At 41.4% G+C, this 12,855-nt stretch carries 15 protein-coding genes; 2 read left to right on the forward strand and 13 right to left on the reverse strand.

What is annotated here, in order from left to right; genetic code table 11:
* Positions 1-54 precede the first annotated feature (54 nt).
* The 9 genes from murJ to rplU all read right to left on the reverse strand — a co-directional run bounded on the left by murJ (position 55) and on the right by rplU (position 7,089).
* Entirely contained in the window at positions 55-1,608 is a 1,554-nt protein-coding gene (gene murJ, locus JEU79_RS01450; RefSeq protein ID WP_281400812.1) for a murein biosynthesis integral membrane protein MurJ, read from the reverse strand.
* Positions 1,609-1,900: 292 nt separating this feature from the next.
* Entirely contained in the window at positions 1,901-2,164 is a 264-nt protein-coding gene (gene rpsT, locus JEU79_RS01455; protein ID WP_198262668.1) for a 30S ribosomal protein S20, read from the reverse strand.
* A 129-nt stretch (positions 2,165-2,293) separates the two neighbouring features.
* Complete coding sequence (locus tag JEU79_RS01460) at positions 2,294-3,100, reverse strand: hypothetical protein (protein ID WP_198262669.1); 807 nt, start codon at positions 3,098-3,100, stop codon at positions 2,294-2,296.
* Positions 3,101-3,134: 34 nt separating this feature from the next.
* Entirely contained in the window at positions 3,135-3,473 is a 339-nt protein-coding gene (locus JEU79_RS01465) for a hypothetical protein (RefSeq protein ID WP_198262670.1), read from the reverse strand.
* Between the two features lie 8 nt (positions 3,474-3,481).
* Positions 3,482-3,748: a hypothetical protein gene (locus JEU79_RS01470; protein ID WP_198262671.1), complete on the reverse strand. Its 267-nt coding sequence runs from the start codon at positions 3,746-3,748 to the stop codon at positions 3,482-3,484.
* Between the two features lie 278 nt (positions 3,749-4,026).
* Positions 4,027-5,172 (reverse strand): glutamate 5-kinase, encoded by a 1,146-nt coding sequence (proB, locus tag JEU79_RS01475; RefSeq protein WP_198265803.1) that lies wholly within the window; start codon positions 5,170-5,172, stop codon positions 4,027-4,029.
* Positions 5,173-5,192: 20 nt separating this feature from the next.
* The gene (gene cgtA / locus JEU79_RS01480; protein ID WP_198262672.1) at positions 5,193-6,323 is read right to left on the reverse strand and encodes an Obg family GTPase CgtA; all 1,131 of its coding nucleotides are present in this window, start codon (positions 6,321-6,323) and stop codon (positions 5,193-5,195) included.
* Positions 6,324-6,470: 147 nt separating this feature from the next.
* Positions 6,471-6,728 (reverse strand): 50S ribosomal protein L27, encoded by a 258-nt coding sequence (gene rpmA / locus JEU79_RS01485; protein WP_198262673.1) that lies wholly within the window; start codon positions 6,726-6,728, stop codon positions 6,471-6,473.
* Positions 6,729-6,777: 49 nt separating this feature from the next.
* The gene (gene rplU / locus JEU79_RS01490; RefSeq protein WP_198265804.1) at positions 6,778-7,089 is read right to left on the reverse strand and encodes a 50S ribosomal protein L21; all 312 of its coding nucleotides are present in this window, start codon (positions 7,087-7,089) and stop codon (positions 6,778-6,780) included.
* Positions 7,090-7,458: 369 nt separating this feature from the next.
* On the opposite strand from rplU, the gene ispB reads away from it, so the two are divergent.
* Positions 7,459-8,451, forward strand: a complete 993-nt coding sequence (gene ispB, locus JEU79_RS01495; protein ID WP_198262674.1) for an octaprenyl diphosphate synthase — start codon at positions 7,459-7,461, stop codon at positions 8,449-8,451.
* Here the strand turns inward: ispB and folX are convergent.
* From folX to ycaO, 3 genes are all read right to left on the reverse strand, one after another.
* On the reverse strand, positions 8,448-8,822 hold the full coding sequence (gene folX / locus JEU79_RS01500) for a dihydroneopterin triphosphate 2'-epimerase (RefSeq protein WP_198262675.1): 375 nt from the start codon (positions 8,820-8,822) through the stop codon (positions 8,448-8,450). The two genes, ispB and folX, sit on opposite strands and share 4 nt — an antisense overlap.
* A gap of 13 nt (positions 8,823-8,835) precedes the next feature.
* The gene (gene folE / locus JEU79_RS01505) at positions 8,836-9,375 is read right to left on the reverse strand and encodes a GTP cyclohydrolase I FolE (RefSeq protein ID WP_198262676.1); all 540 of its coding nucleotides are present in this window, start codon (positions 9,373-9,375) and stop codon (positions 8,836-8,838) included.
* A gap of 229 nt (positions 9,376-9,604) precedes the next feature.
* Positions 9,605-11,347 (reverse strand): 30S ribosomal protein S12 methylthiotransferase accessory factor YcaO, encoded by a 1,743-nt coding sequence (gene ycaO, locus JEU79_RS01510; RefSeq protein WP_198262677.1) that lies wholly within the window; start codon positions 11,345-11,347, stop codon positions 9,605-9,607.
* A gap of 36 nt (positions 11,348-11,383) precedes the next feature.
* Between ycaO and JEU79_RS01515 the strand changes: the two genes are divergently transcribed.
* Positions 11,384-12,013 carry a protein N-terminal glutamine amidohydrolase gene (locus JEU79_RS01515; protein ID WP_198262678.1) on the forward strand — a complete coding sequence of 210 codons (630 nt, stop codon included), beginning with the start codon at positions 11,384-11,386 and terminating at the stop codon, positions 12,011-12,013.
* Between the two features lie 39 nt (positions 12,014-12,052).
* On the opposite strand, the gene JEU79_RS01520 is transcribed toward JEU79_RS01515, so the two are convergent.
* The gene (locus tag JEU79_RS01520; protein ID WP_214660469.1) at positions 12,053-12,733 is read right to left on the reverse strand and encodes a thiopurine S-methyltransferase; all 681 of its coding nucleotides are present in this window, start codon (positions 12,731-12,733) and stop codon (positions 12,053-12,055) included.
* Positions 12,734-12,855 lie beyond the last annotated feature (122 nt).

Here is a 12,855-nt window from a genome sequence, read left to right on the forward strand (position 1 = left end):
CTCAATAAAACCTAGGATTTTACAACAATTTGAAAGCTTAGAGTAGAGATGTTTTTATTTCGCGGGGAAAAAATTTCGTTTTCGCACACCCAGAGCAAACAAGCAGACAAAATAAGCCCCTATTGCCAGTCCAATGGCCAATAATAACTGCCCGATACGCTCAGTACCTGACCAATTTAACCATTGTTCCAAGTCATGCTGAGTCTGCCATAAAACGGCTAACATCACCCCATTGGCAACAGCGACTTGCAACCAAACCTTGGGCCAGCCTTTGGATGGCCAATAGACCTCATGCTTGCGTAACCAACGGTATAATAAAAAGGCATTACTAAAGGCAGAAATGGATGTCGCAATCGCTAGACCAGCATGCGCACCCGGATAATCAAGTAAAAACCAAGGAAGGACGATAGCAATATTAAACAGCATATTGATCACTAAGGCTTTAATGCCAATTTTAACCGGCGTTTTGGTGTCCTGACGTGAATAAAAGCCCGGTAATAGGACTTTGACTAAAATAAAGCCCACCAAGCCCACACTATAGGCCATCAGACTCATGGCTGACATTTCTATATCGTTCTGAAGGAATTTATCACTGCCAAATAAAGTGGCAATAATGGGTGCAGCAAGCATAAATAAGCCCACTGCCGATGGTACGCCCAGATAAATCACCCAACGGATCGCCTTATCCAGCGTGGCCGAGAATTCTTCTCTGGAGTCTTTAACATGTTGCTTTGATAAACTCGGTAGGATCACCGTTGCCAAAGCAACACCCAAAATACCTAAAGGAAATTCCATGAGACGATCAGAATAATACAACCAGGAAATACTCCCCGTCGCCAACATAGAAGCAATAATGGTATCGAGTAATAAATTAATTTGCATCACAGAAGCCCCAAAAAGAGCGGGCACCATCAGCTTTAGAATTTTTTTAACCCCGGCATGTCGCCAATTCCACTTCGGCCAACTTAAAAAGCCCATGCGGGCAATAAAGGGCAGTTGAAAGAGCAATTGTAATAAACCTGCTAAAAACACCCCGATAGCCAGGCCCATTACCGGTTCAGCCATAAGCGGTACAATCCAGAAGGTTGCTGAAATCAAGACTAAATTAAGAATGACCGGCGTAAAAGACGGTACCGCAAATTGCTCATAGGTATTTAAAATGCCTCCGGCAAAAGCCACCAGAGAAATAAATAAAATGTAGGGAAAGGTAAAGCGTAATAAATTGACCGTCAGTTCATATTGCGTCTGATTGGCCTGATCCAGATAACCGGGTGCAAAAACCATAATGACAATCGGCGCAGCAATGACACCAAACACAGTAAAAAGAAAGAGTATGCCACCCAAAGTGCCCGACACATGCTGAATTAAATCTTTAACCGCAGCCTTATCCTGAGCCTCTTTGTATTCACCTAGCGTTGGTACAAATGCCTGATTAAATGCCCCTTCGGCAAATAAACGACGCATAAAATTAGGAATTTTAAAGGCAATAAGAAAGGCATCCATACCTGCAGATGCAGCAAATTCACGAGCAAAGACCACATCTCGCACAAAGCCGAGGATTCTGGACAGCAGTGTCATCGCACTGACAATGAGAGTGGATTTAAACAATTTTCTTGCTACCTTTTATTCTTCTAACTGTCTGCATAATGCCAGCATTTAGCTTGAAGAGCCTATATTTACATTTGTAGGATGTGGTGAGGAACGAACCGCATCAATGGTATTAAGCAAACATCTTTGATGCGGTTCGTTCCTCACCACATCCTACCTTTGATTTGTAAAGTGGGTTTGAGCTGTCACCCAAAATAGATATTCATAAACAAAAAAAGCCGGACTCATTGAGACCGGCTTTCGTAGTATTTAGCCTTAAGACTTCACGCTCGTAGTAAGAGCAGCGAAAAGCTTAGCCAAGCGCTTTAACTCTAGCGCTTAGACGGCTCTTATGACGAGCGGCCTTATTTTTATGAATAAGACCCTTACTCACCATGGCATCAATGATAGGTATCGCTGATTTCAATGCGCTTGCAGCTGTCTCTTTTTCACCAGCGTCAATTGCATAGGTAGCTGTTTTTAATACTGTACGGAACTCGGAACGTTTTGCAACGTTTCTGGTACGACGTTTAATTGCCTGACGTGCACGTTTTTTAGCTTGTGGTGAACTGGCCAATGGTCTTACTCCTGAATTTTTCTGTTTATCTTAAGGCTAATTTTGAAAGCAGGCGATTATCCGACATTATGAGAAAAAGATCAAGTTTTAGACCGTTTTCCCAGCAAAACTCGGTGAAGTAACTTATTCTTATGAATTAAGCTGAAAACAGCATTTTTTGTTTGCCTGATGCTTTTTAAAATTTTTTTTGTTCTTTCTTTCTAAATAGCAGGCACGGGAGATGCTGCGTTTAATCGACGCATTTTCCCTAAAATAGGTTTGTTTTCTTATTTTTACAGGTCTCATCTCCTCATAATCGTCTCTGTACAATAAAAAATCCATTAAATGTTCCCAGGAGTCCATCACAAAAAAGGTAATAACCCCTCTGAACTTTTCCCACATTAATTTTTTAGAGCCAAACTTTTTACGACAAGCTTGATAAGCCCCATCGGTTAATTCAAAAATTTGATGGAAATAAAAAGCCAGCAAGGTTAACAGATACATATTAAAGCTCAGGTGCTTCTTCCCATGACCATAATTATGCTCAATGTGATAGCCTTGGTTCTTTAATGTGTTGAAACATTCGTTTTCTATTTTCCAACGACATCGACCCGCCTGGGTCATTGTTTGAATATTATGTTCACTGATCTTTATGTCGGTGACCCAGCTATTTCGGTAGATAATTTTCCCTGCGGTATTGGTGAGGGTATATTCAAAAAAGTTAACTTCAATGGCATTTTTTTCGCCATGTAAAGGGACATTATTTTTCCATCGATAATGATGTTGGTGCCCTTTTTCGTCAATCCAGTCCATTGATGGGAGTTCAGAAAATGCTTCAAGCCATTCAAATAAATATGTGTGATCACCAGGTTTGGCAACCAATAAATAATGCATCATTTCTTCAATTATATCTTCTATCATAGGTTGATGTGACATCAAACCATCACCACAAATCATAAATCCTTGTCTTGGATGTGCTTTTTTAGATTGGCTATAAAACGTTTGGCTGCATTACTTTCACAATCCTGTTTTTTGTACCATCCGTATTTTGTATTGCTTCAGGCATGACAGGGAGCACTTGTTTTTTATCGGGGTGCATAATGGCACCTTGTAAAACAACATGACTGTAGGTTATTTCACCCGTTCTATGTTCTTTATGAAGACAACAGTCACAATGGATTTGCTTAGAGGAATAATATTGCGTGCCATCAATAACACAAAGCAATGTGTTGGGTAATATGGCATACTCTTCAAGATGCTTATGTCGTCTGAGTCGTTCAAATAAATCTTTAAATGCAGGTGCAAATGTTTTAGAGGGTATGAGATCCAAAATGTCTCTTAGTTGACTATTTTTAGGAATTTTTCAACATTAAAAAGAGTGCGTAAATTATTTTGATTCTGTTCCTCTTCCATCTGTTTCTGAAATTCACTTAAAGAGGGATCTTGAAAATACATGCAGGCAAAAGCACTCATAAGCACATCATGTTGACTGTAATCACACTTTCCTTGTACTCGGCTATCTTTGATTGCATGAAAGTGCAATGAGATGGCCTGTTTCAGGGCAGAAAAACTTAAATGTTTTTTTTGCTGACTTAAAGAGGCCAAAATTCACAGTACCAAGCATATAAAAGGGAAATATTTTTTAACATGAAGTCATTCAACCAATTGAAAAACAAGAGTTTGATCTCTTGTTTCTCAAAATGCAAGCTTTTTATTCGATTTTTTTAATTTTGCTAAAGTTACTGCGAAAAGTTTTTTTATTTCTGCTTGGTAAGTACCACTACAACTCAATTGTTCATCTCAGCGAGAATTGCTGCCGTTTTCCAGCACTTTTTATCAATCTTGCTTAGGGCATTGCTTAAATAAAAATTTATATAACTATTTTAAATAACGATCAAGTTATCCCGATGGATCAATTCTGGCTCATCCACATAACCCAAAATAGAAGCAATTTTACTGGTGGCATGGCCTTTGATACGACTCGCCTCATCGCTATTGTAGTTGATTAAACCACGGGCAATCTCCTGACCACTCTCATCCCGACAAACCACCATATCGCCTCGGGAAAAATGACCTGAGATGGATTTAACCCCGACAGCCAATAAGCTTGAACCTTTATTTTTCAAAACGGTCGCCGCACCGGCATCCAACACCAGCTCACCTTTCATCTGCAAATGCCCTGCCAGCCATTGCTTTCGAGCCAGCAAAGGCGTGTCATTAGCCAGTAACAAAGTACCTATGGGCTCCCCCTGATAGACCCGACTCAGCACGTTGTTTTCTTTGCCTGAGGCAATAATGGTCGCTGCACCTGAACGCGCCGCCAAACGAGCGGCACGCAGTTTTGTTGCCATACCACCACGACCTAAAGCACCTTTACTGTCACCTGCCATATCATCGAGTTCAGGAGCAAGCGCCTCAACTTCGGTCAATAATTTTGCCTGAGGATTCTGCCGTGGATCACTATCAAACATACCCTGCTGATCGGTTAAAATCACCAATAAGTCAGCATCAATTAAATTGGCCACCAAAGCCGCTAGGGTATCATTATCACCAAAACGGATTTCATCGGTCACAACGGTATCATTTTCATTCACTACTGGGACAATCCCCAAGGTAATGAGTTTTAATAATACTGAACGGGCATTTAAGTAACGGGTTCGATTCGATAGGTCGTCATGGGTCAGTAGAATTTGTGCCGTATGCAGTTTATGTTTCTGAAATTGTGACTCATAAGCCTGAACCAGACCCATTTGACCAACTGCCGCTGCGGCCTGAAGCTTATAAACCGAATCAGGACGTTCATTCCAGCCCATTCGTTTCATCCCTTCGGCCACTGCACCGGATGAAACCAGCACGATTTCAACGGCATGATCAGTATTTTGTTCGCCTGCACCCATCAAATTGGCAATCTGTTTGACCCAAAGCTTAATGGCTTCATAATCCAGCCCACTACCTTCATTGGTCAATAATGCACTACCGATCTTGACGACCCAACGTTTGGTTTTTTGTAAGTGTTGGCGTTGTTTTATTTTCACTGTTTTATCTCGACTTACGGAATTATCTTCCCCGTAACAACATCATACGTCCCACTCGTAATTTGTTCATAATCCTCTTCAATAATATCACCATCAGAATTCCCCTTAAAGCCAACCTGGGCTTCAAGATGATCCATGATAGCAAAACACAATTCCCGAGTACCCAGTTTATTTATCGCTGAAATCTGAAAAACCGGCCCTTGCCAGTTTAAATCATCAACAATGCCCTGACATTTTTCTTCTCGTTCATCATCACTGAGTAAATCAGTTTTATTGATCACCAACCAGCGTTCTTTATCAACCAGTTTATTGACTCGCTCACTGGCACTGGCCTCACTGAATTTTTCCATTTCTTTTTCAATGGCACGGAAACTATCGGCAGGATCACAGCCATCATAAGGCATTACATCCACAAAATGCAGTAATAAACCCGTACGAGCCACGTGTTTAAGGAAACGAATACCTAAGCCTGCACCTTCCGCCGCTCCTTCAATCACACCGGGGATATCGGCGACAACAAAGCTACGATGTGGCACCACACTGACCACACCTAAATTGGGGATCAGCGTTGTGAAAGGATAATTGGCCACTTTAGGTTTGGCTTCAGAAATAGCACGAATAAAAGTCGATTTACCCGCATTAGGCATGCCTAACAAGCCGACATCCGCTAATACTTTTAATTCCAGTTTCAACTCACGACGCTCTGCCGCTGAACCCAGGGTGCATTGCCGTGGCGCACGGTTGACACTACTTTTGAAGCGCGTATTACCCAGGCCATGAAAACCACCACGAGCAACCAGTAGTATTTGGCCGGCATCAGTTAAATCGCCCAACACTTCATCGGTATCAATATCAATGACACTCGTGCCTACGGGTACATCAACGTATAAGTCATCACCGCCATGACCGGTTTTTTCTTTACTCTGACCTGCCTGACCATTTTTTGCCTTATAAAAGCGCACCATACGAAAGTCTGCCAGAGTATTCAGGCCTTCGCTGGCACGTAGGTAGACCGAGCCACCATCGCCGCCATCACCCCCATCGGGACCGCCGAATGGAATGTATTTCTCACGGCGAAAACTGACAATACCCTTGCCACCCTGTCCGGATTCAACTTTTATAGTCGTTTCATCAACGAATTTCATTTTTTCGCCCTGAGCCTATTCATATAACAAATAAAAAACAAAAAGGCTCTACCAGAGACTGGTAGAGCCTTTTTATGTTAGTTCATCAAGCTTTAGAATTCTATTTCTCTCGATAAAGGAACTAGCGATTCAACTCGATTGCAGTATTTACTCTGCGATGACGCTAACAAATTTACGGTTTTTAGGACCTTTTGTTTCAAACAAAACGCGTCCATTAGCCTTAGCAAATAAAGTGTCGTCTTTGCCAATACCAACGTTCAAACCTGGGTGAACCTTAGTGCCACGCTGACGGATAAGAATATTTCCACCAACAACTATTTCACCACCGAATTTTTTTACACCAAGACGTTTCGATACCGAATCACGTCCGTTTCTGGTACTACCACCAGCTTTCTTATGTGCCATTTTTCTACCCTACTTAATAAATAATACTGATAATTTCTTTACTAAGAAATTATGCAGAAATCTTTTCAATTTTAAGCTCAGTATAAGACTGACGGTGACCCATCTGCTTACGATGATGCTTTCTACGTCTGAATTTGACGATCATGATTTTCTTGCCACGACCATGTGAAGCAATAGTTGCTGTCACTTTGCCGCCATCAATGAAAGGTGCGCCAACTTTAATGTCGTCACCATCAGCGATCATCAGAACTTCATTCAGATCGATGCTAGCACCTTCTTCTGCGTTCAATTTCTCAACTTTAAGCGTCTGGCCTTCGCTTACTTTATACTGCTTACCACCAGTTTTTATTACCGCGTACATACGTTTACTCCAAACATACCAAAGTAAATAATAAGGCTCTTGTACTAAGCAAAAAAACAGCACACACAAAAACCATGAATCCAAGACGATCAATTTTAGCTTGTTTTTATGATCACTGTCAAATGCTATACCCTGTTTTTTCCTAAAAAAACAAAATAAAACTAATTTCATCATGAAATGCTTGACACAATACAACGGGAAACTTACGATCCCTCAGTTAAACCCAAGTATCACGGGTTTAAATCGCTTAGATTGAATAATATAAGTCCAATTGGGTCTGATATTGTAAATCAGTTGATAGCAGATTGGGTTGATTTTTAAACCTTTTTTTTAAACCACTTATAGAATATGAACCATTTTTAAAAGCCAATGACCATAGAAGACGTTTTCACACTCATTAAAGGCGACATGGACAAGGTGAACAGCCTAATCCAAACCAGCCTGTATTCTGAAGTGGTATTGATCAACCAGATCAGCCAGTACATCATCAATAGTGGCGGGAAGCGCCTGCGCCCGATTCTGGTCTTGCTCAGTGCCAATGCCTTTGCCTCACAAAAAGCGGCTCTAAAAGCGAACGACAGCGCTCATGACATTACACTAGCGGCTGTTATTGAGTTTATTCATACTGCTACTCTCTTACATGACGATGTAGTGGATGAGTCTGAATTACGCCGGGGCAAGGACACAGCCAATGAGTTGTTTGGTAATGCCGCCAGTGTGTTGGTAGGGGATTTTCTCTATTCCAGAGCCTTTGAGATGATGGTTGGCGTGGGCAGTATGAAGGTGATGGAAATTTTATCCCATTCCACCAATACCATTGCGGAAGGCGAAGTACTGCAATTATTAAATTGTAATGATGCATCGACTACCGAGGCTCGCTATCTTGAAGTGATTCATTTTAAAACAGCAAAGTTGTTTGAATCCGCCTGTCAGCTAGGGGCTGTGATCATGGAGCAGGATGATGCCATTGAGCAAGCGATGGCTAATTACGGTATGCACCTTGGTACCGCATTTCAGCTGATTGATGATGTCTTGGATTATAGCGCCAGCAGCGAAGAAATGGGTAAAAACGTCGGTGATGATTTGGCTGAAGGTAAGCCCACTCTGCCATTAATTTATGCCATGGCACATGGTTCGGCGACTGAAGCTACTCTTATTCGCGAAGCGATTGAGCAAGGTGGTCTGGATGAGATTGAGGCGATTACGCAGACGATTGAAACCACTGGGGCTTTAGATTACACCCGTGAGATTGCCCGAAAAGAAGCTGATTTAGCAATTGAGCAATTGCAGACGATTCCTGATTCACAGTACAAAGAAGCGATGATTAGCCTAGCAAACTTTTCGGTTGATCGAAGCTATTAACGCCGATATTCTACCGCTACTGAGACTGAATCAGCAAACCTCAACGCATGGGGCTTATCAATTTCAACACTGGCTGAAAGCACTTTTTCTGATTTGGCAATCAAAACAATAATATCCCCGGCCATTTTTTCCAACAAGTCAAACGAACGTTCTTCTACCAAAGCAATAATTTCCTTCGTCAATACCTTATAATTGCAGGCATCATCGACTGAATCACTGACCATGGCTTTACGCGCATCATAGCGTAAAACAATATTAACAATCACGTCCTGTTTTTTGGTTTTTTCTTCTTCATTAAAACCAATAAACGTCCTTAAACGCAGGTTTTTAATATGAATTTTAGCCAACTCAGCCCCTAAATCAGATGCCATTCGATACTTGTCCCTAGCGTATTAAATGTAAAAATTCAGAGCGCGTCGCATGTCCTTCACGAAAGGCACCAAGCATCATGGAAGTGGTCATCATGGAATTTTGTTTTTCCACGCCACGCATCATCATGCATAAATGCTTGGCTTCGAGCACCACACCCACACCTTTTGCACCCGTAACCTGCATAATGGTTTCGGCAATCTGCTTGGTCATATTCTCTTGAATTTGTAGACGACGCGCATACATATCAACGATACGAGCAATCTTTGATAGCCCAATGACTTTTCCCTGAGGCAAATAAGCCACATGGCAACGGCCAATAAAGGGCAATAAATGATGCTCACAGAGCGAATAGACTTCAATGTCTTTGACCAGTACCATTTCATCATTATCTGATTCAAAAATAGCCCCATTGACGACTTCATCAATATCCTGATTATAGCCTCGAGTTAAAAATTCAAAGGCCTTTGCCGCACGTGCCGGGGTATCTCTCAGACCATCTCGTTGCAGATCTTCACCGACTGCCGCAATAATATTGGCAAAATTTTCTTTCATGTTGTCTCAACTTTAAAATAATATTTAGTGACTTTATCAGCATTTTAAATAATAACTGAGTAAATTACTAGGGTATTAATGGTTTCTCTGTGAAAATAGTAGGGTGGGCGTGGCTTTATCTGCCCACGCTGATTCAATACCTTGTATTCACACTTTCAGCGTGGGCACAAAAAGCGTGCCCACCCTACGATCACAATTATCAAATAATTCTAGAATAAACGAATGGACACTAGTTATAAAAAGCACGCTTCGCTGCCTGTAATTTTTCATAGGCTGCTAATAGGCTCTGGTGACGCTCGAAACCCTGTAGCGTCATGCCTGCATCAAATAAACCATCATAGCTTGTCTGACCATCAATCAGGGCGATACAGCGCTCCATCGTGTCCTCACCATACAAGGTATTGAGACCATCAAGATACATATCCGGCTGTTTATCATCAGCCAGTTCAACTTCCAGCATGGCGAGCAAGGCACGGTAGAATTTTTCTCGGAGCATAGGCAATTGCTCTAAGTCTAATAGCCATTCTGACCATTCCAGCGCTTGTTCATAGTCTCCGCAGTATAACGCCAACATCCCTTTGAGTTCACCCACACGCAGGCTTTCCCAGGCACTTTGGGGATCGGGGGCGATACCAATCAGACTACAGATCTCGGTATGATCACTATAATCACTCTCTTCCAGTGCTTGTAATAAATCACTGGCCTGGGTTTTATCCAGTGTGCCCAAAGATAAAATAGGCTCACGTAAATTCATGCCTTCGTTGTTATTTTGCCATGTCAGTTCTTCAACCGGATAGATTTCTGATACGCCCGGCACAATAATGCGGCAACCATAAACACCGAGATGCTCATAATCAGCAATATAAACATCCTTATTTTCTTTTTCCAACATGGCCATTAAAAATTCAAACTCGGATTCGGTATTATTATCAAAATCCCAATAAACAAAGTCATAATCTTTTTCTGTTTTGAAAAAATCATAACTGATCAAACCACTGGAATCGATAAAATGCGTTTCTAAATTCACCGGATCAGCAACCGCTTCATTATCGAAGCAAGGGGTTTGAAAACCGTCTAAGGACTCCAATCTACGTCCCTGAAGTAATTCTGTCACGGTGCGATCCAGAGCCACTTCAAAGCTGGGATGCGCACCAAAAGAAGCCAGACAACGACCCGACTCCGGTTCCATCATCATTACGGACATCACGGGATAACAACCACCTAATGAGGCATCTTTCACTTCAATGATAAAGCCCTCACTTTGAAGTTCTACAATCGCATCATAGGATTTGGGGTACATTTTGATAATTTCGTCCGGCACCAAAGGCAGACTGATACACTCGGAGATAATACGATTTTTCACATAGCGCTCAAACACCTCAGATAAAGCCTGGGTGCGGGCTTCCATTTTACTATTACCTGCCGACATACCGTTGCTGACATAAAGATTGCCAATGATATTCATCGGAAACCAGGTGCTTTGTTGATCTTGCTGACGCACAAAGGGTAAGGCACAAATGCCACGTTGTGCATTACCGGAATTGGTATCAACTAAGAGTGCTGGAGTGACGTCCCCATCGGGATCATAATGCGCCCACAGACTATCATTCAATAATTCCGCATGGATTAATTTATCATCCAAAGGAAACCATTTTTCATCGGGGTAATGAACAAAGTCCGACTCAGCTATTTCCTGACCTAGATAGAAATCGGCAAAGAAATAATTGCAATTCAAGCGTTCGAAAAATTCCCCTAGCGCACTGGCAAGGCAGGCATTGTGCGTACTTCCCTTACCATTGGTAAATAATAAGGGGCAATTTTTATCACGAATATTCACAGAATAAATATTGCTCACTGGATTCAGCCAAAGCGCTTCTTCGATATCAAAACCCAGATTCTGTAATTGCATCTGCATTTTCTCTATCGAGACTTCCAAAGCCTCGTCTTTACCTTTAATATAGGTTTTTGTCATTCTGACTCCATCACTCCGCGCTTGAAATTAACGAATTTGAAAACTTTACATAAAAATTTGCTTAAAGAGTATAACAAATCAGACTATCTTTATACTGCTTTGTTTTGTGAAGAAAACATTTGGCAATTGTTACGTACTTTAAGTGACAATTGTAACAATGAACTTAGCACAAGCAAATGTATAACCACAAATAATTTATGGGTTCTATTTCTCAGCAACTCAGAACAAAAAATTGCCCTTCTGAATCAACAAGCAGCAGAACCGGGACAGCCCGTTATCTGGGATTATCATGTCATTTTGATGGCCGAAATAGCTCAGGAATTTTATATTTTTGATTTTGATACCCGCTTAGATTTTGTGATGCCATTGCATGACTATTTGCAATTGACGCTGATCGCACCGGAAAAATTACCCGAGGGTTTTATTCCTGCTGTCAGAAAAATACCGGCACAATCTTATTTAGATTATTTTTATTCTGATCGCAGGCACATGCTGGGACAAATAGAGGCATCCGATTTTCCGCCTTGGGGACTGATTAATGTTGATTGTGAGCAACGGATTGCGTTGGCTGAATATTTAGATTTTAAATGTGAAGCTCATGATGCGGGATCGATTTTTAATATTCATTCTTTGTCTGAATTACAGGCTTGGTTAGAGTTACGTTAGTATTAGTATGAAATCAAGCCCATCACCTTTGCAGCACCATTACCTTTGCAATAAAAATACCCGCTCATTAAAATAACTCATATTCTGCGAGCGAGGACTGCGATCATCTGCCACCACATCCTTCATCGCTAATAATTCAATTGAAAAATCTGCCCCATACAGCCGGTGTACCTCCTCTTCAGGCACCGAAAAAGGCGGTCCCTGCTTCTCAGTTTCGTCATAATCCAGGGTCAAAAGTAACATGCTGACTTTTTCAGGCAATATTTCCAACATCTTTTGCACATATTTTTCCCGCATTTCCGTTGGTAAGGCCACCAAGGCAGCGCGATCATAAACTGCTGAAATATCAGTCAGATAGTCCTTTTTAAGCGCAAAGAAATCACCACATAAAATATCCACTTCATCACTCTCCCAGAGACTCAGCTCCGGCTGTTCAGAAATATTATTTTCACTAGAAATGATTGTTTTGCTTGCATTTAGCTGTCGTTCTGTATAAAAATCTTGCACCGCAAGGGTGCTTAATTCATTACCAAGCACCCTAAGCCCCTGCTCATGGAAAAAATGCAGGTCATGGCTTTTACCACATAAAGGCACAAACACCCGGCTCTTTTTAGCAATGCCGAGTTTAGGCCAATATTCTGATAAATAAGGATTAATGGTATCAAGATGAAAGCCGATACGTTGCTCTTGCCAGCGTTGATGCCAGAATGAATGTTGCATAGAAAGTGCATTCCTGTTGGTTAAAAGATGGTAGTAATTAGTCTGTAAATGGTCATACAGATAGTGTTCAAAACAGAGAACCAATGACGATTTACAAAATATTTTGCCTAGAAAACTTGACA

Source organism: sulfur-oxidizing endosymbiont of Gigantopelta aegis, assembly GCF_016097415.1.
Taxonomy (GTDB): Bacteria; Pseudomonadota; Gammaproteobacteria; order GRL18; family GRL18; genus GRL18.